Origin of the sequence: Caballeronia pedi, from assembly GCF_001544915.2 — a bacterium.
Taxonomy (GTDB): domain Bacteria; phylum Pseudomonadota; class Gammaproteobacteria; order Burkholderiales; family Burkholderiaceae; genus Caballeronia; species Caballeronia pedi.
The window spans coordinates 247,480-273,064 of sequence record NZ_FCOE02000007.1 but is presented as its reverse complement, the minus strand read 5'-3'; the positions used below and the strand labels follow the sequence as shown (position 1 = coordinate 273,064).

Genomic DNA, 25,585 nt, shown 5'->3' with positions numbered 1-25,585 from the left:
TTAGCAGATGCCCGCTTCCGACAGGCGGCGCGCGGCGTTGATGAGATGCGTCTGCGCGGCATTGCGCGCGGCGGCGGCATCGCGCGCGCGGATCGCCTCGACGATCGCCGCGTGCTCCTCGCGCACCTGCCGCATGAAATCCTCGCGCAGCGCCTCGTTGCCGCGCGTGACGATCGTGCCGGCTTCGAGATACTGGTTCAGAAAGGTGAGCGTTTTCAGGAAGTACGGATTGCCGGTCGCATTGGCGATTTCGCGATGAAACGCGACGTCCTCCGCGACGCCGTCCCGGCCTTCGCGCACCGCTTCGTCGATGCGCGCGAGGGCGTCGTCGATGGCGGCGAGCTGGGCGTCGGTGCGGCGCAGCGCGGCTTCGGACGCCACTTCGGCCTCGATCGCCCGGCGCAGCGCGAGAATCTGCACGACCGCGCCCGGCTCGGCGGCCTGCGCGTAGTCGATCCGCAGCGGCCGGATGCCCGCGCGCTCGACGATGAACACGCCGCTGCCCTGCCGCGGCTCGACCATGCCTTCGTTTTTCAGCCGCGAGATCGCTTCGCGGATCACCGTGCGGCTCACGCCGAATTCCTGCGCGAGCACGGCTTCGGTCGGCAGCTTGCCGGTGCCGGCGAAGCTGCCCTTCTCGATCAGCTTTTGCAGTTGCTGCGCGACCGAATCGGACAGGGCGCGCGGCGGAATCTTTTCGAACATGCGAGTCGATAACGCTCGTAAAGTTGTCGGGTCATCATACAAGTTTACGAGACAGACGTTGACCAAGGAAAACCCTTGGTCGGCGGCTATCGCTATTGCGCGAGCGGCGTGTCGATGAGCGCGAGCGCGTTGCGGATTTCGGCGACATTGCCCGGGCGCACGAGGCGCGCGACCTCCTTGCCGCCGCGCATGAAGACGAGCGTCGGCCAGAGCTTGACGCGAAACGAGCGGCCGAGCGGACGGCCGCTGCCGTCCTCGACTTTCATGTGCCGGACAGCGCCATGTCCCTGAAACGCCTGCGCGATCAGCGGCTGCGCGGCGCGGCAGAAGCCGCACCAGTCGGTGCCGAATTCGACGACCAGCGGTCCGCTCGCTGCGTCGATTTCCGCGCGTTCGGGCGCGCTTTTCGCGTATTCGATATTCATGGTCATGGCGCTCGTCCTTGCTCCTTCGTCTTATTGGGCATTCAGCAGAAAATCTGCCCGCCGCCCGCAAAGCCGAAATCTACGGGGGCGTCACGATCCGATCGCAATCGCCGTCACCTCGTGATGCGGGCTTCCGGTGACGGTCACGGCCATATTCGTTCTCAGCGCCATCATAAAGAGATTATTTCGATTGTCGTAGCTTTCGCCGTTCGGCCACATGTGCACGCAATAGCGCGAGCCGTCGTTCGTTTGCAGCACGTAATGGACGGCGGCGCCCTGGTCCTTGTCGACGATCCGGACCACGATTCCCGTGCGCGTGTCCTGCAGTTTGAGAAACGTGGAATTCAATGATGGAATCGGCGAATCACTGGGCCCGATAGCCATTCCGATGATATTGCCGCGTTGATCGCCAGCCAGCGAAATGGGCAAGCCATAATCGAGCGCCATCATCAGGAGATTGTTGCGATTTTCGTGCGCAGAGATATTCAACTGACCGCAGTATGACGCGCCGTCTTCGGATCGGAGTATGTAATTGACATTTTCAAGGTCGTTTGAATCGATGATGCGAATCAGAAATCCGCCTCTCACGTCCTGGAGGGGAACGCCACCTCTTACCAGCAGCAGGCTGGCATTGCTATCAATGTTTTTCAACGGATCACCCTATGTATCTGAATTACGGCCCACTGTGAGCCGATATCGCTGAACGGCGCTTCTGCGATTCAAGCGCCGTTCGCACGCCGGTCGCCTAATGCAAGCCGTCATTACCCGCGAACGCATGGCTTTCGGTCCCGATGACCGCCGATCGCACATAACTGTTGATGCCGCCGACGAGCATCACGGAGCGCCCGGATTCGACCGCGAGACGGATCAGGGCGTCCCGGTTGCGCCGGCGCCGGTTGTCCATCTGCGCGGCGTACTGGGCGCCGTCCGCAGCCTGGATCAGGTAGTTGATATAGGCGGACGCGTCGGAATCCACGATCCGGACGACCACGCCGATCCGCACCCCGTCGAGCGGAATACCGGGACATATCAATGATGGAATCACCGGTGCACTTCTTATTTTCATTTGAATTCTCCTAATACGACGTGAGCTGCTTGTTAAATACCGAGGGTTGGTCTCGCAAGCCATTCGACATCGATTGAAAGCTGCTTCTCATTTTTGAGTCAGATATATCATATTCCGTTATGTAACCTCTTAATCAAGTGCAGTCCGACGATGCACATTTCGATATTCAATAGCGAATCAGCACGACGATTCGCGCCTGGTTATTCAGGGTAAAAGGGTCCTCCCGCGCGTCGCCGGACGGCTGCGCGCGCTGCATGACGGAATATAGTGGCCCTGACAATGTCAGGAAAACGATTAATCGAATTAGATATTTCTAAATGGCAGGAGCGTAAATCTACGGAATCATTATTCGATCAGTCAAACTGGAATTTGTCATTTTTTGAGAAGCCAGCAAGACGATTGAAAGTTGCGCAAAGCGCGCAAATAACTATTGCGATGTTCGCAATGAATCTAATCGCGGCGTGATTGTCAGAAGCCGGTGAGCCCGACAAGCGCACCGCCAGCGAGCAGCCAGAGCGGATGCAGCCGCGTCCGGTACGAAAGCACCGCCACGGCCGCGGTGATCGCCGTCAGCAGCCAGGTCCGGTCCGACGCCTGCGCGATCAGCAGCGCGCTCGCCGCAACGAGCCCCGCCGTGATCGGCACGAGGCCGAGCTGGATGAAGCGCCGCCACGGCCGGTCCTTGAAGCGCTCCCACGCGTGCAGCGCGGCGACCGTCACGAGCGACGATGGCCCGAACTTCGCGATCGACGTGACGAGCACGCCCGGCCATCCCGCGACGTGCCAGCCGATCAGCGTGACGACCATCATGTTGGGGCCGGGCGCGGCCTGCGCGAGCGCGAAGAGCGCGGAGAAATCGGCGTTCGACATCCAGTCGTGGACCTGCACGACCTGACGCTGCATTTCCGGCAGGATCGAGTTGCCGCCGCCGAAAGCGAGCAGCGACAACTGACTGAAGATCGCGGCGAGCGAGAGCAAGTTGTCCGTCATCGGCGCAGCTTCCACGTGATCAGCACCGAGAGCGGCGTGAAGACCAGCATCGTCGGCAGGAGGGGCGTGCGCAGCAACGCGATCGACGCGAACATCAAAAGCGCGACGACAGCCGCTTCGGGCTTGCGGCGCAATGGCCACATGATCTTGACCGCCATCGCCACAAGCAGCCCCGCCGCAGCCGCCGCGAGCCCCGCGAACAGATGCGCGATGCGTGGGTCCTGATGCGTGCGCTGATAGATCACGCCGAGCGCGATCACGATCAGCGAAGGCCCGACCAGCAGTCCGAGCAGGCCCGCGAGCGCGCCCGGCACGCCGCGAAAGCGCATGCCGATGGCCACCGACAGATTGATCACGTTGCCGCCCGGAAGGAACTGGCAAAGGCCGAGGAGATCGGTGAACGCGTCGGCGTCGAGCCATTTGCGGCGTTCGACGATCTCGCGACGCGCAAGCGGCAGCGCACCGCCGAAGGCCGTCAGCCCGAGCGTGAGAAAGCCGGTGAAAATCTCCGCGACGGTGGGCCGCGGCGCGTCTTCGCGGTCCATCGCTCAGCGCGACGCAGCCGAACGCTCCCGGCGCGCCTCGTAGGCTTTGAGATGCGCATACGCCACCGCCAGCGCCGACACGCCATCGATCGCCGTGCGCCGCCGCGCCAGCAAATCTCCGACGATGTGATCCGCCTCGATCGGCGCGCCGTTCTCCAGATCGCGCAGCATCGACGCGGTCATCAGCGAGCCGCGCTCCGAGAAAAACGCCCGCGCGCGCGTGACGACCGCCTCGCCCGGCGTGTGCGCGTTGTCGCCGGCGATGCCGCAGCATTCGTCGAAGAGCCGGAACAGCAGCGCCTCGCCGCCCGGCGCCGCGAGAATATCGCCGATGGGCGCGCGCATCAGGCAGGTGCCGGTCGCGAGCGTAGCGAGGAACACCCACTTGTCCCACATCGACTGCAGGATGTCTTCGCTCACCGTCAGATCGAAGCCCGCGCCGCCGAGTTGCGCGGCGATTTCGTCGATACGCGTCGAGCGAGCGCCCGCGCGCTCGCCGATGGTCATCGCATGCAGGTTGTTCAGGTGCAGGATTTCGCCTTCGGCGTCGAGCGTCGCGGCGATCACGCATTGGCCGCCGAGCACGTTCGCCGGGTTGAAGCGCGCGTCGAGCGCGTCGAGATGGCCCATGCCGTTCAGGAGCGGCAGGATCGCGGTGTCGGGGCCGACTGCGGCCGCGAAGGAATCGATCGCGCCTTGCAGGTCGTAGGCCTTGCAGCTCAGCAGGATGAGATCGTAAGGACGGTCGATGTCCTTCGCGAGCACCATCGGCGGACAGGCGAAAGCGAGATCGCCCTCGGGGCTCTTCACTTTCAGGCCGCACTGCCGCAACCGCTCGGCGCGCCGCTCGCGCACGAGAAAGGTCACGTCCCTGCCCGCTTCGAGCAACCGCGCGCCGAAATATCCGCCGATGGCCCCCGCGCCCACTACCAGAATCCGCATGTCTCGCTCCTTGTCAGATATGCGCCGTCACGCCTGCCAGACGCCATAGCCCGCTTCCCGCAAGCCGATCCCCAGTTCCACTTCCATGTCGCGCGCGCCGTCGTAGGGCATCGGGTTGTACATCTCGTACAGTTGCGGCAGAAGCCGCAGCCCGAATTCGCGGACGAAGCGGTTCGACTGGATGCCCGCCTTGTGTTTGTCGAAGCGCACGTCCGGATCGACGCCCGTCATGCCCACATAGACGAACGGCATGCCGGTCACGTAATCCGGATTCGCACGGCGAAAGCGCGCTTCGTTCCAGACCGAGCCGGACAGTTCGACCACATAGACGGAGTAATGATGGCGGCGCGTGCGCCGCGACGACGGCATGTTTCGGCTGGCCTTCACGGCGTGCTCGTTGCGGGCGTTCATTCTAAGACGGCGGCGCGCAAAGCGCTCGTGCGGGCGGCGTGCCCCCTGCCGGATGCGCCTCAAAGTGGTAAATTCGGGGCGGTCCGCGTTCGCGCACAGTTCGGTGCCCCCGCACGGATCGCCGCACGGCCCGTCGAGCCGCCGAGCGAACCTGAGACGATCTCTCACGCGCGGGCGCCGCTCCCATCGACACGTTTTCATCCCGAAGCCGCGCGCCACGAGCCGCGTGCGCTTCGGTTATCCGGAGATCAAGCATGAGCAAACAAGCTATCGGCGTGGTAGGCCTCGCTGTCATGGGCCGCAATCTGGCCTTGAACATCGAGAGCCGCGGTCACGCCGTTTCGGTCTACAACCGCAGCCGCGCCAAAACCGACGAACTGATTGCCGAACATCCCGACAAAAAGCTCGTGCCCACTTACACGCTCGAAGAATTCGTCGAGTCGCTCGAAAAGCCGCGCCGCATCCTGATGATGGTGAAGGCGGGCGCGGGCACCGACGACACCATCGCGTCGCTGCGTCCGCTGCTCGAGAAAGGCGACATTCTCATCGACGGCGGCAACACGCATTTCACCGACACCATCCGCCGCAATCAGGATCTCGCGAAGTCCGGACTGCATTTCATCGGCACGGGCGTGTCGGGCGGCGAGGAAGGCGCGCTGAAAGGCCCGTCGATCATGCCGGGCGGCCAGAAGGAAGCCTACGAACTCGTCGCGCCGATCCTCACCGAGATCGCCGCGAAAGCGCCGGACGGCGAACCGTGCGTCGCGTACATGGGCCCGGACGGCGCGGGCCACTTCGTGAAAATGGTGCACAACGGCATCGAATACGGCGACATGCAGCTCATCGCCGAAAGCTATGACGTGCTCAAGCGCGTCGCGGGTTTGTCGAACGAAGAACTGGGCAAGGTCTATGTGGAATGGAATCAGGGCGAGCTGGACAGCTATCTGATCGAGATCACATCGAAGATCTTCTCGAAGAAGGACGATGAGACCGGCAAGGATCTCGTCGATGTGATTCTCGACCGCGCCGCGCAAAAGGGCACGGGCAAGTGGACGAGCCAGAACGCGCTCGATCTCGGCGCGCCGCTGCCTTTGATCACCGAAGCGGTGTTCGCGCGCGTGCTGTCGTCGCTGAAGGAACAGCGCGTGGCGGCGAGCAAGGTCTTGAGCGGCCCGTCGCCGAAGTTCGATGGCGACCGCGCGGCGTTCGTCGAAGCGGTGCGGCGCGCGTTGTATCTGTCGAAGATCGTTTCCTATGCGCAAGGGTTCGCGCAGTTGCGCGCGGCATCGGAAGAGTACAAATGGGATCTGCATTACGGCGAGATCGCGAAGATCTTCCGGGCGGGCTGCATCATCCGCGCGCGCTTCCTGCAGAAGATCACCGATGCGTATGCGAAGAACCCGCAGCTCGCGAATCTGCTGCTCGATCCGTATTTCAGCGACATCGCGGCGAAGTATCAGGATGCCTTGCGCGATGTCATCGTCGCGGCGGTGAAGGCGGGGATTCCGGTGCCGGCGTTCTCGTCGGCGATTGCTTATTTCGACGCGTATCGGTCGGAGCGGCTGCCCGCGAATCTGGTGCAGGCGCAGCGCGATTTCTTCGGTGCGCATACGTTCGAACGGGTGGATAAGGCGGGGAGTTTTCACGCGAATTGGGCGTGATGCCGGGACGATTCGGTTTTGAGTTTTGAGGTGAGAAACGCGGCTCTTTCGAGAGTCGCGTTTTTTTTGGCGATATGGCGTGTGGGATTGCTGCTGTTGCGCAAGCGTTGATTAATTAGACATACAGAACTATTATCGCTCGACTTATGAATGATTGATGAGTGAACATGGGCAATCGCTACCAATACGGCATGCATACGGGTCTAGAGCCTGCCGAACTATTTTTTCTTATCGCAATCGCCGAAACCTATAGACAAACCGCCATAGAAGATCTGACAAGCATCGCGATGATCCTGCTGGGGCAACCGTTTCTTCCGACGCGGGGAAAATTCAAGTTCGCGGTCAAGGGTACGTCAGTTGCGTCAATTGTCTCCAGAACAATGCTGCCCATCGACATCAAATACAGGATATTGCCAACGGTGACATCCTTTTCGAGTCTTATGATGTTGCGTGTCAAATTCACCAGCAATCTGGGAGCATTCGTCGGACGCGCGATTCCGGGCGTCGGCTGGGTGCTTCTCGCTACCGATGTATCGACCATTCTGTTTCGATCGGTTCAGCTTTATAACGATATCGTGAAACCCGAGGATCGGCTGTAAATGATTGCCCAATCGGAAGCCTGGGAACTGCTCATCGAATATCTCGAAGTGAAGCTGGGCAAGCGCAAACTTTCGCCCGAGAACGATCTGTATCACGACCTCGACTTGAATCCGCCCGCGATTTCAGCGCTGCTCAACGATTGGGGAACGAAATTCGGCGTCGACATGAGCGGATTCGAGCTTGATCACTATTACCCATTCAGCCAGTTGAGCAAGCCAGCATTTTTCTGGACACTGCTCAAATCGCCCTTCAGCCTGCAGGCTCGGGAAACGCTCGGTGGATGGCAACTCACCCTCGGCATGCTGGAAGAAGCGATGATTCGGGGAAAATGGCTGATCGACTAACGCATCCCGCCTCACGCCAACGCCGCCCCATTTCCGTTCGTGCGTCACGGGAAGTTCATCCGGCAGCTCGCTCACTCGTCGTCGCACAGACGCGCCGTCGCCTCGCGCTTCCGGGTCTGAGCGGCTTCGTGCGCACGCATCTGGCGTTGCAAGGCAATCCTCGCCATCTGCACTTCTGCCAGCGCATCCGCGAGCGCGCGTTGCGCCGTCCGGATCGCCGCGAGCACGTCCGCTTCCCGGCTCCGATGCGCTTTCAGCGCGTTGCGCCATAGCGTCGCGTCCTGCTGACCGTGCCCGCACAGTCCGAGAATCTCGGGCAAACGCGCGGCGTGGCGATCCCGCTCCGCGGTTTGCCGCATCAACTCGGCACGCGCCCCATGAGCTGCCTGTTGCATGCGTGCTAGCAATTGCCGGCAGCGGCGCACGCGCAGCCCGCGCACGCGCGTGAGGAGGGTCCACAGGCGCCTGTCATCGCCCGCGGACGTCATGGCGACGTTCCCGCGCTTGCGCACAAGGCATGCAAGGCCGCGAGCGTCTCGTCATAGGACGAGTACTCGCCCTGAAGCTGGCGCAGGAAATCCAGGATGCGGGGATGCCGCTCGATGGCACGGTCGCTGGCCGCATCCGCGCCGCTTCGATATTCGCCAATCTGCAACAGCAATTCGACGTCCTGATAGCGCGCGAGCCACTCGCGCACGCGGCGCGCATCGTCGCGATGCCCGTCTCGCGCAATGCGCGTCATGAGTCGGCTCTTACTCTGCAGCACGTCGATTGCCGGATACTGGCCGGCCGCGCCCAGCCGGGAGGCAAGCTGAATGTGACCGTCCAGCAGGGAGCGCGCTTCTTCGACGATCGGGTCGGCAAGGTCCTCGTCCTCGGCAAGCACCGTAAAAAAGGCGGTCACACTACCCTCGCGGGTAAGCCCGCCCATCTCGATCAGCCGCGGCAGCTCGGCGAATACGCGCGGCGGGTAGCCGCGACGCGCGGGCGGTTCGCCCACGGCGAGGCCCACTTCGCGCAGCGCGCGCGCAAAGCGCGTCAGGGAATCGAACAGCAGCAACACCTGCTTTCCCTGCGCCCGCAAAGTCGACGCGATCCCGCTGGCAAGCTGCGACGCACGGATGCGCTCCGCCGCCGGCCGGTCCGAGGTCGACGCAATCACGATCACGCGCGAGCGTTGCTCACGCAGATGATCGTGGACGAATTCGGAGACTTCGCGGCCGCGTTCGCCGATGAGCGCCGCCACCACGACATCCGCCTGCGCATGGTTGGCGATCATGCCCATCAATGTGCTCTTCCCGCCACCCGCGGTCGCAAAAATGCCGACGCGCTGCCCGATCCCGCAGGTGAGCAATCCATCGATGGCCCTCACGCCCGTCACGAAGGGATGCGCGATCACCGGACGCTCGAGTGGATTGAGCGGCAAGTCTTCGCGGTATCCGGGTGCGTCTATTCGGGGCGCCGGCGGCCCGCCGTCCAGCGGATTGCCGAGACCATCCAGAACACGGCCGCCGAGCTTGCTCGCGTCGAGACGTGGCCACGCAAGTCCGCAGCCCTCGACGCGCGTGATGTCGGAGAGCCCGGAAAGCCCCGCGAACGGCATGACGAGCGCGCCATCCGGTCCGAAGCCGATGACTTCCCCGATTTGCTCTTCCCGCGTGTCCGCACGCACGAGACGAACCTTCTCGCCGATGCGCAGCGACGCGCCCACCACCCTCGCGATGACCCCGCGAGCCTCGACCACGCGTCCATGCATCACCGGCGCATCGAGCCATGGCTGCGCCGGCTTCGGCGCACCGCCTGCGTTCTTGTTCATCGCGGCCTCGTCAGGGTTGCCACGGCGCGAACGCGGTACACGTCGCGCGGAATCTCTTCGATCGCCAGCACGTCCATGTGCAGGCCGAAGGTGTCGAGCATGCGCGCGAGGTGCGAGCGCAAGGCGGCTGAAGTGACCAGCAGGCGCACGGACTCCAGTGCGGCGCCCAGAACGCGCCGCAAGGCATCCAGCTGATCGAAATCGAGCGGGCAATACGGCTCGCCGTCGGGGCCGATGCGGATGCCTGCTTCGAGCTCGGCCTCCCACGCGGGTTCGAGCACGCCCGCCTGAATTTCCCAGACATCCAGATTGGCGTAGGCGCGCGCGATCTGAGGTCCGAGTTCGATGCGGCATTCGCGCACCATGCGCTCGAGCGTAGACTCATTGGCTGGCACCCGCAGAATCGCTTCCAGAATGCCGCGCAGATTGCGGATCGACACGCGTTGCTGGAGGAGCTGCCTGAGCACCGCAGCAAGGCGGATCGTGGTGACGCGGTGCTCGATCTGCATGGCAAGCTCGCGGTACTCTTGACCGATGCGGCCGAGCAGGAAGCGCGCCTCCTGCGTACCCATCAGGCGCGGCGCGCAGCGCTCGATGACTTCGAGCAGATGCCTGCACAGGACGTCGTCCGGCGAATCGGTTGCATAGACGGCGGGGTCGAGCGCTGCGGCCTCGCTAGCCGCCATCCAGACGGACTTCTCCACGCCAGGCCGATAGCCGGGCGTGCCTTGCATCGTCACGTCCGCCGCGCGGCCACTGACCAGCACGTGTTGCGCGAGGAGCACACCGCTCGCGAACGGCACGTCGTCGATATCGACGATATAGCGATCGGAAGCAAGTCGCGCGTCCACCAGAATGACCAGCCCCGGAAACGGCAGGCCGAGCCGTTCGTTGATCGTGTGGCGCAACCGGCCGAGCAGGCCGTTGAGCGCGTCCGGCCGCATGGCGCGAACGACGTCCGTGCCGACGCGCAGGCGGAGCACGTTGCTCGTGCCGAAGTCGACATCGTCGAGGAACTGGGGCATATGGCGGCTCCCGTCCCGTGCGAGCGCGGGCATCGGCGTCTGCACTGCACCTTGCGCGCGCCGTTGTGCGCGCATCAGAAGGACCGCGAGGCCCGCGAGCGCACCGGCCAGCAGCGCGAACTGTACGTGCGGAAAGCCCGGAATGAGTCCGAGTGCGGCGCAGCACACGCCCGCCATCAGAAGCGCATGCGGCCGGAGCGTCAACTGGCTGTAGAGATCGGCGCCGAGGTTCGAACCGGAGCCCGCCTGCGAGACGCGCGTAACGAGCAGGCCCGCGGCGATGGACACGACGAGCGAAGGTATTTGCGAAACCAGCCCGTCGCCGATCGTGAGGATCGTGTAGACCTGCAGCGCATCGCTGAAAGACATGCCGTGCTGCACGAGGCCGATCGCCAGCCCACCCGCGATGTTGACGATCGCGATCACGAAGCTCGCGATCGTGTCGCCCTTGACGAACTTCATGGCGCCGTCGAGCGAGCCGTATACATACGTCTCGCGCTCGAGACCCGCGCGCATCGCGACAGCCTGCTCGGCGCTGATGAGGCCGCTGCGCAGATCGGCGTCGATGCTCATCTGACGCCCCGGGATCGCGTCCAGCGTGAAGCGCGCCGAGACTTCGGCGATGCGGTCCGCACCCTTCGCGACGACGATGAACTGGATCGCGCACAGCACCAGAAACACGACGATGCCCACGGCGACGTTGCCGCCCGCCACGAGTTCGCCGAAAGCCTGGATGATGCGGCCCGCGTGCGCATGCATGAGAATCATCTTCGTGGAGGCGATGGCCAGCGCGAGCCGCAGCAGGGTGGTCATGAGCAGGAGCGCGGGAAAGCCCGGCAGATCGGCGGCGCGCGACACGTAGATCGTCGTGAACAGCATGAGAAAGCTCACACCGAAGCTCATGCCGATAAAAAGATCGAGCAGGAACGGCGGAATCGGCAGGATCAGCAGTGAAAGCACGCCGATGAACCCCGCAGCCGCCGCGAAATGAGCGTAACGCGCGAGCCTGTCGGGCAGGCCTGCCAGAAAAGACGAAGAGAATTCAGGTTGCATCATGATGGGTCGTTGAGTGATCTCTGTAGCGCGCGGCGGCGGCCCTTGACATGCGGATCGCCCTCCTCCTCGCGGTATTCGCGTTTCAGTTCGTCCTTGTCCATGCGCAGGCGGCGCTCGTGCAACCTGCGCTGAATCGCGTAGTCGACGGCCGCCGGCGCAAGCTGCGACAGTGCGACCATCGCGAGCAGGCGCGAGTGGGCCCGCGTGGCGAGCGCGAGCTGGGATAACGGCTCGAGCGAGTAGACAGGACCGGCTTGAGCCAGCCACGCCGAAATCGCATTCCAGGCAACGTATGAAAGGAGGGCCATCTGAATCAGCATCAGGCCGGTGTCCAGCAAGGCCTTGAGACCGAACAGATTCTTGAAGCCTTCGATCGGATCCAGACGCCGGAAGTCCGGTGAAACGCGCTTGAACGCGACGAGGCCACGCGCCTGAAGCAGTTCGGGGACGACTGCGGCGAGAAGTCCGCAGACGAACATCGTGAGCGCGGTCCTGCCCGGGTCCGCCGCCGCCGCCATCGCTGCCCTGAGCCGCCAGTCCAGGGAACGGTCTGCGTCGATGCTCATGCACGTCTGAACCATCTTCACGAAGGAGGAAAACAGATGCGGCGCCTGAAACGTCAGCAGCAACCACCACAGACCGCCACTGACAGCGGTGCTGAGATGAGCGCTCTTCGCAATGTCGCCGTCCTTGCGCGCGCGTTGCAGCCGACGTTGCGAAGGTTTTTCCGTTTTGTCGCTCATCGCAGGCTATCCCAGGTTCAGTGACGCGGCGGCGATACGCGCGAGGCGTTTGAGGATATCCGGCACGCACAACATGGCGGCGACGGACAGCGCCATGACCTTGACCGTGCGCGCCGTGGCGAACGGATTGAGCCGCTTCGCGTGACGTGAGGCCAGTCCCACCGACATATCGACGAGCAGCATCAGCACCAGCAATGGCGCGGCAAGCTGCAGACCCTGCGCGAGAACCGGAGCGAGCCGCGCCTCGGCGAGCATCCCGGTCAGCCGCCCGAGATCGGGATGCGAGCCGCCCGGCGCCCACAGCGCCCATCCGTCAATGAAAACGCCGCACAGCCTGACGAGCCCGTCTCCGGTGAAAAAGGTCAGCGCCGCGAACTGCGTGAAGAGCGTCTCGAAGAGCGCCGACTCCTGCTGGAAGTTGGGATCGTAGACCGCAGCCACGCTATAGCCCGCCTGCTGATCGATGACCGCGCCCGCCGCCGAAGCCACATGAAATACGACACTCAGGCCAAGCCCCATCACGAGGCCGATGACCGCTTCGACGAAGCCCGCGGCGATCACACCGGACGGATAACCCTCGTGCCCGGACAAGAGCGCGAACATCAGCACGAGCGGCACGCGCAGCGCCAGGCCGAGCGCGCCGTCGATGCCGAATGGAATCAGGCTCATCGCGATAGCAGGACGAATCGTGCAGAAAGCGAACCCGGCGAGTTGATCGACGAGATTCATGATCGGGCGTGCCCGGCGGCTATCAGCGTGAAAACCTGGCCCAGCAGGCGCGCGAATTCACGGTTGGCCCACGGCGCAGCGACGATCAGCACGAGTCCGACGCAGATGATCTTCGCGCCGTAAGGCAGGCTCTGATCCTGAATCTGCGTGACCGACTGAAAGAGCCCGAGCAGCAGGCCCACGGCAGTGGCGACGGCGAGCATCGGCAGCGACAGCCAGAACACCAGCAGCAGCGCGTCGGCGGCGAGCGAGGAAAGGGAAGGCAGCGTATTCATCGGGCGTAACCGAGAATGAGCGCGTGCATGAGCCGCGGAATGCCGGATGCGGCGACGAGCACGAACAGTTTGATTGGAATGGAGACGCTGCTCGGGGAAAGCATCATCATCCCCATGGCCGTGAGTACGTTCGCCACGACGAGATCGATCACCAGAAAGGCGATATAGAGCAGAAAGCCCGCTTCGAAGCCGGCGGAAATCTCGCTGATCAGGAAGGCGGGCACGAGCAGGGTGAAATCGTCTTCCCGCACGGCGTTCGACGCGTCGATGCGTTTTGACGCATCGACGAGCAGCGCGCGTTCGGCGGGACGCGAGTGCGCGAGCATGAACTCGCCGAGCGGTTCGCGAACGGCGTCGATCATCTGCGCGAGCGGCGGCAACTGCCCGCTCTCGATGCGTTCGTCGATGGCGAGCGCATCGCCGATACGGTGCATCGTCGGCCCCATCACAATGAGCGTGGCAGCGAGCGCGAGCCCGGAGATCGCCATGTTGCCCGGCGCCTGCTGCACGCCCAGCGCCGAGCGCAGAAGCGTCAACACGATGCTGAACTTGGTGAACGATGTCGTCATGACCACCGCGAGCGGCGCGAGGCCCAGCAGAAAGAAGACGCCGATCAGTTGCAACTGGCCGGTCTGAGCGCCGATCATGACGCACGGTCCGTGTCCGGGGACCGGACCAGGCTCGTGATGCGCACGGCCAGCACATCGTCGATATCGACGAGTTCGCCGCGCGCGAACGGCATGCCCTGGCAGAGCAGCGTTACGGCGCGCTCGCGCACCGCGATCTGCAACGACACCAGCGAGCCGCTGCGCAAGCGGCTGAGCTCGTCGAGCGTCAGCCGCAGCGAGCCGATCATGGCATCGAAGCTGAACGTGAGCGCATCGATGGGAATGAATTCGCTCGTCAGTTCCGGTGCCGGATGCTGCTCGTCGATCATGGAACGGTCGATCATCGTTTGGTCTCCTTGAGTTTTCAGTAGAAAGCGCCGCATACCGTCACGAAGCGGCAGGCACAGATATCGGACATGACGATCGAGCACCAGCGCATCGCCTGGACGGATGCGCCGCAGGCGCGGCAACGAAAGCGTGGGACCGGCGATGCAGACCGGCACGGCCACGACCACGCGGCGCGCCAGCGCACGCAGGTCGCACAGCGGGTCCCGCCGGCGCCGCAGCCACAGGTCGACCGCTTCGTTATGAAACGAGAAGCCGGCGGTGCGGCCGCTCTGGACGTGCGTGAGGGCCAGCCCGTAGGCGCCGGGGTCGGGCGCCACGTCGAACGACACCGCGGTGACATCCAGCGCGAATCCGAACACGCCCTCCAGTGCGCACAACCAGTCCTCGCACGCGTCCGCGATCAGGCAGGCTGCGTGCGGCCCCGCCTTTTCGAGGGTTTCGCGCGACAGCTCGGGCAGGAGCGCCTGCGCGTCCAGGTCGAGTTGCAGCGGCGCGCCGCACGCCGTGCCGTGCAGCCGCAATGGATAGTGCGAACGGCACGGCTCGAAAACGAGCGCGTAGCGGCGATGACCTACGCTCACGAGCGCCGGAAACCCGAACTGCAAGGCCGCGATGTTCTGACGCTCGGCCTGCATGCGCGTGAGCCGTTTCAGGCCGGTGAAGGGGTTCATCCCGCGTGCCCTCCGCTGGCCGGCGCACGCCCAAACGCGTCGCCCTCCGGCGACGCGTCCGACAGGACGTCGATGGTGTCGCGAAGCCCTCGTTCGATCGCCTCGAACTGCGCGACCACGCGCTCGTCGAGTCGCGTGTAGGTGTCCAGCACGGCGGCGATCGCATCACGCGTGCCGCGCTCGAGCGCCCGGACCTGCTGACGCAAGCCGCCATCGATCAAACCCTGATCGGTTTCGACCACGCACGAGCGCGGCGGCAGGCCGGCGTCGGGGAGAATCGTGACGAGCGGAAAGCCCAGGTTTTTTTCCATCGCGTCGATTGCGCGCCTTGCCTCGTCGTGGTCGCATGCCGCGACGCGCACCGAAAGCAGTCGCTCCCCGGACGCGGCCTGCAGGCTGCGGCGCATCTGCTTCGGCAAGGTCGCGCCAGGCGGCAGTTCGCCGAGGATTTCGGCCAGGGCGTCCAGTGCGACCCGCAACAGCCGCTCCTCGAGCGCGGCCAGCGCGAACGCCGCCGCGGACGTGGGCATGACGAGATCGTGCAACGCGGCCGCGCGGCCGGCCCGATAGCCGCGCGCGAACGCACGACGCCGCACCCGGCGTGCGCGCTCCACGAGACGGGACTTCTCGTGCATGGCAAGCTGTGCATTCATGCTCTGCAGCGCGCGCAGGTCCTGCAGCCGCGCGAGATCGTCGCGGCAGATATAGCCATCGGACTCCACACGCCAGTCGGATACGCGCCAGATCAGCATGTCGCACCCCTCGCATTCAGCAGGTGCAGAGCATCGCCGAACAGTTCAAGCGCAATCCGCGGCGAAACGCACGGAAGACGCCATTGCGCGGCGGCTTCGGCGCAATCGCGCGGCAGACGCAGTTGCATCCGTTGACGTTGCGCTTCGCCGCCGGCCGCGCGCAAAGCGAGCGCGAGGCCGGCGACGATCAGGCCGCGCCGACTGAAGAAGTCGAGGGGTTCATCGAGCGGCAGATCGTCATGATCGCCGCGCGGATGCGATTGAAGCGCCGTGAGCGGCGGCAGGCCCGTCGTCACGGTGAACCGGGCGCGCGCCTCGGCGCTGACGACGAGTCGCAGCGCGTGTGCGCATGCGAGCGCCGCGCAGATCCGCATCAGACGTGCGTAAGCCGGCCGCGCGAGCCGCGCCGCGGACCCCGGCAACTGCGTCACGCCGGGATCGGTCAGCGCGGGAAAGCGCGTGAACAGATAGGCCGCCGCCTGCGCGCGCGCGCTCGTTGCGCGCCGGTGTGGCGCGTGCGAGCCAGCTGTGATGCGCCCAATCGGCGATTCCGAGAGCGGAGTGCGTTTTCATTGGCCACCTTCTGAAGTTGATGAAGCGGTTGTATCGGCGGACATGCCCGGAGCCTGACTCGATTTACCGTCGCCACGGGCGCGCCTGCGATAAAACGTGATGCCGGGGATCCTGATCCTCGGGAAGGTTCGGATGCCCGAATCCCAGATCCAGACCGCCACGCTGAGGAGCAGCGCCATGAGCGTCAACGCTATGAGCACGCGTGTGACGGTCGCACGCGGAGCGGGCGCCGAGTGCGGGCAGACGCCCGTTTGCCTGCACGCTTCGTCCGCCGTCACGACGGGCATGACCGGAACGAACGTGACATAGACGCGCTCGGGCGTAAGCCCCTCGACCGCGCCGGCTACGAGCGACCGAATCTTGCTGCGCATCTGTTCGAGACCGGCATCGCTGCTATAGCGAAGCATCACGGACGCGCTGGGTTGCGGCGCGGGGCCCATCAGCGGATCGCGCGGCGGATCGACGATATGCACGCGGGCATCGAGCACGCCGTCGATCTTTTCGAGCGTTTCCGCCATTTCCTGCGTGAGTCCGTATACGTATCGAACGTGGTCCTCCTCCGGGCTCGCAATAAGCCCCTGCCGGCTGAACAGTTCGCCGAGGTTGGCATGCGCACCGCGCGGCAGCGCGTAAGCCCCGGCAAGTTCGGTCGCGGCCACGGCGTGGCTTTCGTCCACGGAAACGTTCCAGGTCTTGTCGGCATTGCGGTCCTTGAAGCCCTCGATGCCGTGACGGCTCAGAACCGCGACGATGCGATTCGCCTGCTCTTCGTCGATACCCTCGAACAGTGAAGTCTTGCACGCGGCGAGCAGCGCCAGCGGCAGCAGAAGCAGCACAAGCAATGTGCGTCGCATCATGTTCTCTGAGTGAGGGACTGGATGGCGCTGCCGGCGCTCTGTGCAAGATGAGAGAGCGTGAGCAGCGTGACGGAGTAGTCGGACACCGCCGCCTGCAGCGACAGCAGTTCGCTGGTCGTGAGCGGATGCCGCCGGGCAGGATCGCGCAGGATGTCGAGCGGAGCGGCGGCGCTCTGCAGCGAGTCTTGCGCGCGTTCGGCGAGGCGCGTCAATGCGTGTCCGCCCACATCGTCGGGGCTTGCCTGCGTCGGCGCGACCGCGGGAACGGTAAGCATGTTGTCGAGGGAAACGGGAAACATCCCGATGGCTTGCGGTGACATCGAAGGGTTCCTTTTGCCTGGATGGGCAATGACGTGAGAGAGCGCTTGCGATGACCCCCTCGCGGGGGCCTCTCCGGCGACGATCTGTACTACTTCGTGTTCTGAGCGACAGACTTGTGCGTTTCAGCCAGGCTGCTCATCATCGAGGTGCCCTGCTGAAGCGATGCCGTGTATTCGCCCACCTTCGCCTGCATGCTCAGCATCGTGGCGCTCCCGACACCGCCGCCGCCCTGACCGCCCTGACCGCCTTGCCCCTCCTGCGCGCCCGCCTGCTGCTGCAGCTGGTTGATCTGCTGAGCCTGCCCCTGCAGGACGCGCTTGACCGCCTCGGAGACGCTGGCGAGCGAAAGCGTGCCGTCCGCGGCGATCATGCTCACGCCGCCGGGGTTGTACATCTGCCCACCATAGCCGTACATGGCGGGTGTGAATCCAAGGTTCTCGGTTTGCATGTTCCGTATTCCTTATTAAACAGTGACGCGCTTCTCGAGTCGGAGGACTCCATGAACCTTCGAACGGCGCGCCGGCGTTCAAAGGGTTGATGCCCGGGTGCTCAGCAGGACTTCCCTTCGTCCGTGCGTGTGATGAGGTCGTAGATACTGCCGTCATCGCGTATGACAGTCGCATTGCATCGGCCAATGCGCTGGATTCGTCCGATTGCCACGCGAGCTCCGGCGAAATACCGCACGCCCTGCCGGTCGGCCAGCCATGCAGTGTGTGGCGAGCTCACCAGATTCAGGCCGAGCGCCTCCATCGGAACGCGCACCGGTCCGGCTTCGTTCTCGTGACCGGCGAAACGCAGCGCCTTCAGACCTTCCACTTGGCTCTGCGCGAGACGCGCGATCCGTGCGTAGTCCCACGACTCGGCCTGCAGATAGCCCGCGCTCGCGGGCGGCGTCGCAATGAACGTCCCCGGGTCGGCCGCGCTCAACTGCGCGCCGCGATAGTACAGATCGAGGAAATCGCTCAGCTGTTCCTGCATGTTGTCGATGACCGCTACGCGCACGTTTGCCGCGACGCCTTGCGCACGCGCTTCGAGCGCCAGCGCGCCGAGATCGGCTGGCGTTTGCACATAGCCTTCGTACAGACGCGTTCCCGTGGTCTGGTCGGTTCCCACGCGAACATTGCGGAACGCCGGCTTCTCCAGCAACGACGATTGCGCTACCGGCGTGGGCGGAGTCAGCAGATCCATGACGAATAGCGATGCGAGCGCGAACGGCGCGAACATCAGCACCACGCGGCCATAGCGAGGCACGCGCGCGCAGCGCCTGCGCAACCATGCGAGCGGCGCATGCGTGAAAAGCCACGCGAGTTCTGCCCGCTCTGCGTCCCGGTCGGTCATCTGCGCACCGTTGCTGAACAACAAGGCCGCTTCGCCGATCCGGAAGCTCGCCCCGTGCCGCAACAGCGTCTTCCTCCCTGCGCCGAGCGTGTGCGCGAACACCACGACGCTATCGCTTACGGTGCGCAGCACGAGTCTGTCGCCTTGCAGACGCACGGTCGCATGATGCGGCTTGACGCCCGCGTCCACGAGGACGAGCCCCGCTTCTCCATCGCCGCCGATCACGACTTCGCGGTCGTTCAAAAGCGCGATGCTCGCACCGGCGTGCAAGCCCTGCGTGACATAGAGACGCGCAACGCCGCTCATTGAGTCCTCCCGCGCAACGCCACCTTGCCGGATGCCGACGCGGCCTGCGCGTCCGGCGGCAGCGGCGGCGCAATGTACGTCTCGCGCACGAGCTGCGGCGCCGCCATGGGCGATGACGACGCGACGGCCGGCACGACCGGCGCAACCGGCAACGTGATCGCGGGCGAATCCGCCGCGGGCGCGCTTGCGCCATCCGCGGGCGAGAAGCGCTTGATCTGGGGCGTGATGAGTACGAGCCGCTCGGTACGGTCGACGACCGAGCGATCGTCATTGAAGAGCGCGCCAATCACGGGAAGATCGCCGAGGATGGGCACCTTCGATCCGCTGTCCAGACTGTGCTCGTATTCGTAACCGCCGATGAGCAGGCTCTCTCCGTCACCGACCACGGCTTGCGTGATGATCGAGTTCGTGTTCACGCGCGGGATGCCGTCGACGGACGCGGAGTCGTCGAACGATCCATCTTCGATCTGCACGCTGAGCAGGATGCTGCCGCGCGCGGCGCCGCTCTGCTCCACCGTCGGCGTGACCTTGAGCGTCAGTCCGGTATCGACGTTGAACAGATTGGCGTCCTGGTTGCCCGCGACACGCACATACACCGAGTTGCGCGACGACAGCACCGCCTCCGCGTTGTTCAAGGTCAGAACGCGCGGCCGGGAAAGCACGCGGGCGCGGCCGTTCTGTTCGAGCGCGTGAATCTGGCTGTACAGGAAGCGCACCGAGTTGCCGATCAGCGTGGTGAAAGTGAGCCCGGCGTCGGCCATGCCCGCAGCCGCCGATCCGTCCGGCTGCACGGACAGCCCGACGCCATAGGGCACGCGCGCATCGCGAGAGCTCACCGCCCCGCCCCAGCGAATGCCCAGTTCCCGCGCTGCGTCGCTCGACACATCCATGACCAGCGCAGAGATTTCCACCAGATCCTGCCGCTGGTCAAGCATCGCGATGGCTCGCTCGTAAGCCGGCATCATCTCGGGCACGTCGTACACCACGACCGAGTTGGTGCGCGCGTCGGCGATGATGCTGCGCCTGGCTGGCGTGACCAGCGACTGCGGTAGCTCGGCCGCGCTGTCGAGACTCGCCGCGGCCTGCGACGTCTCGCGAAGTCCCGGCACGCTCGGCAATGGCGGCACGCCGCCGTGCGAGGTCTGCGCCGCGTCCGTGCGCGCGCCGCGCATGGCCGATGCCCGGGGCACGCTGGTGTTCTCCATCAGACGACGCAACAACGACGCGACGCCTGCGATGGTTTGCTGACGACCGCCTGAGTTGTAGGTGATGTCCTGGGCCTGCGCATAGCGCAGCCTGAATACGCGGATCTGCGTGCGCTCGAAGCTGCGCTCCTGCACCGGAGGCTGCTCCTGCGCCCTGGTGATCGCTTCGGCAATGGCGTCGACATAACGGGATGGCCCGACTACCTTCACGCTGTCCCTGGCATAGCTCAATGGGAGGTGCGGGTCGTCGAGATCGAGACTGCGCAGCAGAGCGGCGACGGCATCTTTCGTCAGTGGCGCGAACGAAATGGTCCGGCTGCGCACATCGTCGGCCGTCGACACGTGGATCGTCTGTCCATCGAAATACCACACGAGACCCCAGGCCTCGGCGAGCGTCCGGAACACCTCGGAGGGCTTGTTTTCGAACACGCCGCTCACATTGCCGCGCACGTTGCGCGTGACATCGAGGCGCAGACCGCCGGCGCTCGCCACGTCCGTCAGCACGTCCGCAAGTCGCGAATCATGCGCGACATACCGCATGGCCGCGCCTTGCCATACGGGTTCTGCCGGATATGAGTTTGCGCACTGCAATGCCATGCAAATGGGAACGATGCGGTTGGCCGCCATGCAAACCGCATGGCCGCGCATCAAAGGACGATTACATTTTTTACGCCAGTTCATGGACATCTCATATTCCTGCTCCGGTCAGGCCGGCATGCGATGTCCTAAATCTATCTCCGTTCATCAATGAGGATGACATAGAGATTTACCACACGGCATTTTTTTTAAGGATCAGTATTTCAACCGCTGATGAAGCATGAGGCAATCGGCGACCGTTTCAAAACAGAATCGCAACGGGTTTGAGATATAAACTGGATCCCGAATGAAATTAGGTAAGCATACCAAACAACAAACTTCCGAACACATTCCACGAACCCCTAACACAGATCGCCACGATCGATGCAGACCGCAGGCCAGCTAAGCGACGCATATGGTCAAGAAACGTTATTGCAACTTCAGCTTGAAACTCGTTGAACCGCGGCAGAGATCCATACGCATCAACGGACTCGCAACGTGCATTCGCCTGGAAGAAATTTACTGGGAGATTATCGAAGTACTGGCTCGTCAGGATAGCGTCAGCGTCGGAAAGCTGCTGTCCAACTGGTCGATGGAGATGGACCTGACAGGAGACAACATAAAGAATTTCACTGCCTACGTGCGCGTGGTTTGCGTCGTGCAACTGGCCAGGCGCGTCGAGACCATGATCGCGGAGGAGGGTTGGGGGCGGCTGTCGAAAGGACTGATGCAGTTCGCAACACGATAGCGACACAGTTTCAACCAGATAGAGGAGGTGTACGCAGAACAAATCGACGTTACGAGAATTGATGAAACTGGCGACCCAAAAGACCGTCTGCGCAAACGCGCAGATTCGATTCAGAAAGGAGTGAATATGCTAGTAGTCAACAGAACTCCGGCGCTGCCGAGAATCATGGCCAGCGACGCTGCGCAGTTCCCAGCCGACGCGGCCCAACAACCGGCCGTCGGTTATGCGCCCATCTACCTTCCACCCGTGGCGCAGGAGGACGACGCCGATCCGGGAGCCATGGCAGCGCTGGCGGGCGCAACAGACAGGCAGTTGTTCTCACCTGCCCCTGATGCGCTGGCGGGCGCTTCGTCGATCCCGTCGTCCCTGGCCCTTGCCGGCTCCGCGACCGCGCCAATGGGGTCGAACGATGGAGCCGCTCGTGCGCCCGCGCCTTTCCAGGTGAATGGCGGCGGCGCGTCCGCGGCGCCCGTTGCGCGCGCACCCAGTGCCGTTGCGGCGGCCGCGCCAGCGCTGCCGGCCCGCGCATCGGCTTCGGCCGGCCCAGCAAGTGCGCCGTCCGCCTCGGCTAAGCCTGCCGATCTGCTTGGCGGACTCGGTGGGATCGCCACGGCAATGCAGAGCTTCGCTAATCCGCTCGCCAGCCTTCTCGGCGGCTTGATGAAAGGAATCGGAGGCGGGGGAATCGGCGGAGGCGGCGGCAGCGGCGGAGGTAGCACGGGTACTTCGGGGGCTTCGGGGGCTTCGGGGGCTTCGGGGGCTTCGGGGGCTTCGGGCGGCCAGGGTTCCACCACTGTGCCTGGTTCCGCGAGCAACAATGCCCCAGCGCCGGAAGACCCCGCGGCTACCGAAGCGCTCGCCGCCGATGATGGCGCGGTCTCGGCTGGGGACACGGGAGTCGACGCAGCGCCTTCTGCCGACGCGGGCGCGGGCGATGCGGGCGCCGCGGCCGACGCAGGCGGCGGTGACGCCTGATTCGACATATCGGAATGTGACTGTGATGACGTGCGCGGGCGTGCGAGCTTGCCGCGCACGTTCTATCAGTTGATCACCCTGAGGGAAATGGCCGGTTCAGCTCACACGGACCGGCCATTTCTGTTTAGGGAGAGCCATCGTGCCGAGCATGGCGATCGTCGGGATCCATCTGGGCAAGCACGGCCTCGTTTCGCATGCGCATGCGTTCCGGCCTTGCTTTTTCGGGCGGGCGGCTTCGCCAGCAGGGAAAGGAAAGCGGCGGCGACCGCTTGCGCCGCCATCGCCGCCGAACTGCACCAGCGTCGCCCGACTATGGTCTGTCAGGCACGAAAGTCGGACGCCGTGGCCTCCTGATGCGTTTGCGCATTGATCCAGCCCGAGCCGTTCGGGTTCGCGATCAGATGGTAGCCGCCGGTGGGAACCTGCCCGGCCGCGCTGGCATCGCCTCGTCGCACGGTGAGCGGCGCGCTGTCCTGCTCGCTCAGACCATCGACGACGTAGGAGCGATTGCCCTGCGTGATCCTCACTTTGTCCGCATACGACACGCCAGAATTGCCGTTCCCCGGCTCCGTGCCGACCGCGACGGTGGTGTCATCCGGCAGGCTGAACGTGAGCGGTCCATTGAACATGCCGCTTTGCTGATTGCCCGCGCCGGAGTGAAGGTCGATATGCGGATCGCCCCAGATCTTCGTGGCGTCGCCCGATTGCGTGTTGGTCAGGAGCATCGACGAATTCGACTTGTCGAAAGCGAGCTTGTAGTTGCCGAGATCGACTGACGATTTGCCCCCTTGGACGCCCGAATCCGACCAGCGAGCACACCGGCCGGAGTCGAACCCGGTGTCGCGGCCGCCAGAAGGCGATCTGTGCCCTTGATCCATATAGCTGGTGGACTCCATGTGGTTGTATGAGGCATTGCCGAACGGACTTTGACGATTGAACGACGTCGCACCGCCCGAGGCGAAATAATCGCTGTAACTGTCCGGACTACGCGACATCTGCTGGGCCGCGTAGTTGAAACTCGAACTGGACATGCTGCTGTCGCCGAACGCGCCCGAGGGCATCGGCAACGAGAAGGGCGGTGAGAAAGGCTGCGAGGACGGCTGAAACGGCGACTGAAAGGACGGCATGAAATCCCGCCAGCCGAACGACGAGTCGCTCCGGCTACTCGAGAAAGACGAAGACGACGTCGATCTGCCGGAGAACGGATTCATCGAGAACGAGGAAGAACTATCAAGAGCTGCTTGCATTTTGGTTTCCTGAAGAAATTAGCAGTTCATCGATACAACCATTTCGCAGGGAACATCTGAGCACATTGCACCCGGTTGCATTCCCTGCAGACCCGATAATATTCGCCGTATGTCATTCGATGTACTACCTATTCAGCACATCGCCAATCCCGGCTTTCCAGTGTTTTCCGCGATAACGGAGTATCACCGTGGCTGCGCCTCCGACGGCTAAGCTCCCGATGCAATACGTAACCCCGCCCGGAACACGCCTGGAAGGCGCATCGACGGCTCCTCGAGAAACCGAAGCATATATTGCTCACATTTATATGGATTACAAATGCATCGTCGAACCGATTTGAATGCAGGCATGATTCGGCAGGTCGCGGGACTCGCACCGAAGGTCGACCGAAGTATCGCACTGCGCGTGGCGCGGGCCTTCCTGTCGCGCGCCGTGAAGACTTTCGCGCTGCTCGGACTCGGCGGCACAGCGTCGCTCTCCTTTGCCGAAAGCGGTGCCATCACTGCAATACAAAGTCATCAGCCTCCCGACATGAGCGCATGGATGTCCGGCGCTCAGCATGTCGACCTGACGATGGCCGCCGACACGTCCTCGCGCACACCGGCGACCTCGTCGCTTTCGCCTGCCGGGTTCGATTCGTTGCAACGTGACTTTCCGTCAGCGCCCAACGTTATCGCTTACGCCCCGGCCACCGAGATGCGCGTCACGTTCCGCTCGACGGCGCGCGGAGTCGCCTCGGGCACCCCGGGCGTCAAGGCTGGCCACGCCCCGCTCGATCGCTGGCAGCGGCGGGCGCGACGTGTTGCGCCAGTCCATCAAAAGCCCGCCGTTTCCCGTCGCATGATGGTGCGCGGCCGGCTCGGCTCCGATGCGTCTGCTCTCGCCAGGCACGCGGGACAGGGCACGTCGAGCCAGGCGATCGCAAACCGGATGCATGCGCGGAGTTCAATGGCTGGCATCGCCACGGGTGCGGTCGACGCAAACAGCGCGGACAGCGTCGAAGGAACGCGGGGGTCCGCGATCAACCGGCAAGCGGCGAGTCTCGGCGAGCTTACGCAGAATGCCAATGCTTCGCGCTTGCCGCAGCTGGCGTTGCGCGCGGCCGCCGGCGCCGCAGGCGCCGCAGGCTCGGGCAGCGTCGCACTGGGCGGCGGGGCCACGGCGAGCGGCGAGCGATCGAGCGCATTCGGCGAGGCAGCCGTGGCGAGCGGCGTTGGTTCCGTGGCGATCGGCGCCGACTCGGTCGCCGACCGCGACCAGGCTGTCTCCGTCGGTAGCGCGGGGCACGAGCGGCAGATCATCAATGTCGCACCGGGGACCGCTCCCACCGACGCCGTCAACGTCGGACAGCTCGATCACGCGACGCGCGGCCTGAACGAGCGCATCGACGGCGTCGACCAGTCGGCTCGACGTGGCATCGCGTCGGCCTCGGCGCTCAACATCGTCACGCCTTACTTGCCGGGCCGTACGACGCTCAATGCGGGCATTGCAAGCTATCGCGGCCAGGCGGCGCTCGGCATCGGCGTCTCGCGCTGGAACCAGAAGGGCAACGTCAATCTGAACCTCGGCATATCGACGGCGGGCGGCAACAGCACCATCGTGCGCGTCGGGATTGGCATCGTATTGAGAGCGTGACCAGGCACGCAACGGCGATTTCGCGAGTCCGGGAGGTTCGGCACAAGGATGTCGCCCCGTCGTCACGAATGAACATGAAAAGATATCACCCGCC

General features: G+C 64.2%; 30 protein-coding genes. 7 read left to right on the top strand and 23 right to left on the bottom strand.

All coding sequences use genetic code 11. From position 1 onward, the window contains the following. The 8 genes from AWB80_RS13770 to AWB80_RS13735 form a co-directional block, all read right to left on the bottom strand. Complete coding sequence (locus AWB80_RS13770) at positions 1 to 705, bottom strand: FadR/GntR family transcriptional regulator (RefSeq protein WP_061175212.1); 705 nt, start codon at positions 703 to 705, stop codon at positions 1 to 3. A gap of 92 nt (positions 706 to 797) precedes the next feature. Next, the gene (locus tag AWB80_RS13765) at positions 798 to 1,136 is read right to left on the bottom strand and encodes a thioredoxin family protein (protein ID WP_061175211.1); all 339 of its coding nucleotides are present in this window, start codon (positions 1,134 to 1,136) and stop codon (positions 798 to 800) included. 84 nt (positions 1,137 to 1,220) lie between these two features. After that, a complete protein-coding gene (locus AWB80_RS13760) occupies positions 1,221 to 1,781 on the bottom strand; it encodes a hypothetical protein (protein ID WP_143328028.1) in 561 nt (186 codons plus the stop codon). Positions 1,782 to 1,875: 94 nt separating this feature from the next. After that, on the bottom strand, positions 1,876 to 2,175 hold the full coding sequence (locus AWB80_RS13755) for a hypothetical protein (protein ID WP_143328027.1): 300 nt from the start codon (positions 2,173 to 2,175) through the stop codon (positions 1,876 to 1,878). 489 nt (positions 2,176 to 2,664) lie between these two features. Next, the gene (locus AWB80_RS13750; RefSeq protein WP_061175260.1) at positions 2,665 to 3,186 is read right to left on the bottom strand and encodes a chromate transporter; all 522 of its coding nucleotides are present in this window, start codon (positions 3,184 to 3,186) and stop codon (positions 2,665 to 2,667) included. Then, the gene (locus tag AWB80_RS13745) at positions 3,183 to 3,731 is read right to left on the bottom strand and encodes a chromate transporter (RefSeq protein WP_061175208.1); all 549 of its coding nucleotides are present in this window, start codon (positions 3,729 to 3,731) and stop codon (positions 3,183 to 3,185) included. The genes AWB80_RS13750 and AWB80_RS13745 overlap by 4 nt, the downstream gene beginning before the upstream one ends. A gap of 3 nt (positions 3,732 to 3,734) precedes the next feature. Beyond that, complete coding sequence (gene panE, locus AWB80_RS13740; RefSeq protein ID WP_061175207.1) at positions 3,735 to 4,673, bottom strand: 2-dehydropantoate 2-reductase; 939 nt, start codon at positions 4,671 to 4,673, stop codon at positions 3,735 to 3,737. 27 nt (positions 4,674 to 4,700) lie between these two features. Beyond that, entirely contained in the window at positions 4,701 to 5,042 is a 342-nt protein-coding gene (locus AWB80_RS13735; protein WP_061175259.1) for a hypothetical protein, read from the bottom strand. A 296-nt stretch (positions 5,043 to 5,338) separates the two neighbouring features. Between AWB80_RS13735 and gndA the strand changes: the two genes are divergently transcribed. The 3 genes from gndA to AWB80_RS13720 all read left to right on the top strand — a co-directional run bounded on the left by gndA (position 5,339) and on the right by AWB80_RS13720 (position 7,689). Further along, positions 5,339 to 6,745, top strand: coding sequence for an NADP-dependent phosphogluconate dehydrogenase (gene gndA / locus AWB80_RS13730; protein WP_061175206.1), 1,407 nt, complete (start codon positions 5,339 to 5,341; stop codon positions 6,743 to 6,745). A gap of 167 nt (positions 6,746 to 6,912) precedes the next feature. Beyond that, a complete protein-coding gene (locus AWB80_RS13725; protein WP_061175205.1) occupies positions 6,913 to 7,344 on the top strand; it encodes an STM2901 family protein in 432 nt (143 codons plus the stop codon). Further along, a complete protein-coding gene (locus AWB80_RS13720; protein WP_061175204.1) occupies positions 7,345 to 7,689 on the top strand; it encodes a DUF1493 family protein in 345 nt (114 codons plus the stop codon). 71 nt (positions 7,690 to 7,760) lie between these two features. On the opposite strand, the gene AWB80_RS13715 is transcribed toward AWB80_RS13720, so the two are convergent. From AWB80_RS13715 to AWB80_RS13675, 9 genes are read right to left on the bottom strand one after another with little or no spacing between them, the layout of a single operon-like run. After that, positions 7,761 to 8,177 (bottom strand): hypothetical protein, encoded by a 417-nt coding sequence (locus AWB80_RS13715; RefSeq protein WP_143328026.1) that lies wholly within the window; start codon positions 8,175 to 8,177, stop codon positions 7,761 to 7,763. Further along, the gene (locus tag AWB80_RS13710) at positions 8,174 to 9,505 is read right to left on the bottom strand and encodes a FliI/YscN family ATPase (protein WP_061175202.1); all 1,332 of its coding nucleotides are present in this window, start codon (positions 9,503 to 9,505) and stop codon (positions 8,174 to 8,176) included. The genes AWB80_RS13715 and AWB80_RS13710 overlap by 4 nt, the downstream gene beginning before the upstream one ends. After that, complete coding sequence (locus tag AWB80_RS13705; RefSeq protein WP_244206492.1) at positions 9,502 to 11,586, bottom strand: flagellar biosynthesis protein FlhA; 2,085 nt, start codon at positions 11,584 to 11,586, stop codon at positions 9,502 to 9,504. Before AWB80_RS13705 ends, AWB80_RS13710 begins: the two co-directional genes overlap by 4 nt. Continuing rightward, positions 11,583 to 12,329, bottom strand: a complete 747-nt coding sequence (locus AWB80_RS13700) for an EscU/YscU/HrcU family type III secretion system export apparatus switch protein (protein WP_087131253.1) — start codon at positions 12,327 to 12,329, stop codon at positions 11,583 to 11,585. The genes AWB80_RS13705 and AWB80_RS13700 overlap by 4 nt, the downstream gene beginning before the upstream one ends. A 6-nt stretch (positions 12,330 to 12,335) precedes the next feature. Continuing rightward, positions 12,336 to 13,058: an EscT/YscT/HrcT family type III secretion system export apparatus protein gene (locus AWB80_RS13695; protein WP_061175201.1), complete on the bottom strand. Its 723-nt coding sequence runs from the start codon at positions 13,056 to 13,058 to the stop codon at positions 12,336 to 12,338. Continuing rightward, entirely contained in the window at positions 13,055 to 13,333 is a 279-nt protein-coding gene (gene sctS, locus AWB80_RS13690) for a type III secretion system export apparatus subunit SctS (RefSeq protein WP_061175200.1), read from the bottom strand. The genes AWB80_RS13695 and sctS overlap by 4 nt, the downstream gene beginning before the upstream one ends. After that, entirely contained in the window at positions 13,330 to 13,980 is a 651-nt protein-coding gene (locus AWB80_RS13685; RefSeq protein ID WP_061175199.1) for an EscR/YscR/HrcR family type III secretion system export apparatus protein, read from the bottom strand. Before AWB80_RS13685 ends, sctS begins: the two co-directional genes overlap by 4 nt. Then, on the bottom strand, positions 13,977 to 14,960 hold the full coding sequence (locus AWB80_RS13680; protein WP_061175198.1) for a FliM/FliN family flagellar motor switch protein: 984 nt from the start codon (positions 14,958 to 14,960) through the stop codon (positions 13,977 to 13,979). The genes AWB80_RS13685 and AWB80_RS13680 overlap by 4 nt, the downstream gene beginning before the upstream one ends. Further along, entirely contained in the window at positions 14,957 to 15,712 is a 756-nt protein-coding gene (locus tag AWB80_RS13675; protein WP_061175197.1) for a FliH/SctL family protein, read from the bottom strand. Before AWB80_RS13675 ends, AWB80_RS13680 begins: the two co-directional genes overlap by 4 nt. Positions 15,713 to 15,735: 23 nt before the next feature. Between AWB80_RS13675 and AWB80_RS43230 the strand changes: the two genes are divergently transcribed. Next, positions 15,736 to 16,299: a hypothetical protein gene (locus AWB80_RS43230; RefSeq protein WP_143328025.1), complete on the top strand. Its 564-nt coding sequence runs from the start codon at positions 15,736 to 15,738 to the stop codon at positions 16,297 to 16,299. Here the strand turns inward: AWB80_RS43230 and sctJ are convergent. From sctJ to sctC, 5 genes are all read right to left on the bottom strand, one after another. Continuing rightward, positions 16,282 to 17,142, bottom strand: a complete 861-nt coding sequence (gene sctJ, locus AWB80_RS13665) for a type III secretion system inner membrane ring lipoprotein SctJ (RefSeq protein ID WP_061175195.1) — start codon at positions 17,140 to 17,142, stop codon at positions 16,282 to 16,284. The genes AWB80_RS43230 and sctJ overlap by 18 nt on opposite strands. Further along, complete coding sequence (locus AWB80_RS13660) at positions 17,139 to 17,462, bottom strand: hypothetical protein (protein WP_143328024.1); 324 nt, start codon at positions 17,460 to 17,462, stop codon at positions 17,139 to 17,141. The genes sctJ and AWB80_RS13660 overlap by 4 nt, the downstream gene beginning before the upstream one ends. Before the next feature lie 89 nt (positions 17,463 to 17,551). Next, positions 17,552 to 17,911 (bottom strand): hypothetical protein, encoded by a 360-nt coding sequence (locus tag AWB80_RS13655; RefSeq protein WP_143328023.1) that lies wholly within the window; start codon positions 17,909 to 17,911, stop codon positions 17,552 to 17,554. 101 nt (positions 17,912 to 18,012) lie between these two features. Further along, on the bottom strand, positions 18,013 to 19,107 hold the full coding sequence (locus AWB80_RS13650) for an FHA domain-containing protein (RefSeq protein WP_061175192.1): 1,095 nt from the start codon (positions 19,105 to 19,107) through the stop codon (positions 18,013 to 18,015). Continuing rightward, entirely contained in the window at positions 19,104 to 20,852 is a 1,749-nt protein-coding gene (gene sctC, locus AWB80_RS13645; protein ID WP_160147437.1) for a type III secretion system outer membrane ring subunit SctC, read from the bottom strand. Before sctC ends, AWB80_RS13650 begins: the two co-directional genes overlap by 4 nt. 451 nt (positions 20,853 to 21,303) lie before the next feature. On the opposite strand from sctC, the gene AWB80_RS13640 reads away from it, so the two are divergent. Then, positions 21,304 to 21,636 (top strand): ribbon-helix-helix domain-containing protein, encoded by a 333-nt coding sequence (locus AWB80_RS13640; RefSeq protein ID WP_087131250.1) that lies wholly within the window; start codon positions 21,304 to 21,306, stop codon positions 21,634 to 21,636. A 1,295-nt stretch (positions 21,637 to 22,931) separates the two neighbouring features. Here the strand turns inward: AWB80_RS13640 and AWB80_RS13630 are convergent. Further along, on the bottom strand, positions 22,932 to 23,642 hold the full coding sequence (locus AWB80_RS13630) for a DUF1521 domain-containing protein (protein ID WP_160147436.1): 711 nt from the start codon (positions 23,640 to 23,642) through the stop codon (positions 22,932 to 22,934). Between the two features lie 94 nt (positions 23,643 to 23,736). Between AWB80_RS13630 and AWB80_RS45310 the strand changes: the two genes are divergently transcribed. Beyond that, complete coding sequence (locus tag AWB80_RS45310) at positions 23,737 to 23,871, top strand: hypothetical protein (protein WP_279628652.1); 135 nt, start codon at positions 23,737 to 23,739, stop codon at positions 23,869 to 23,871. Positions 23,872 to 24,174: 303 nt separating this feature from the next. Continuing rightward, positions 24,175 to 25,491 carry a YadA family autotransporter adhesin gene (locus AWB80_RS13625; protein ID WP_087131247.1) on the top strand — a complete coding sequence of 439 codons (1,317 nt, stop codon included), beginning with the start codon at positions 24,175 to 24,177 and terminating at the stop codon, positions 25,489 to 25,491. The last annotated feature ends 94 nt before the right edge of the window (positions 25,492 to 25,585 follow it).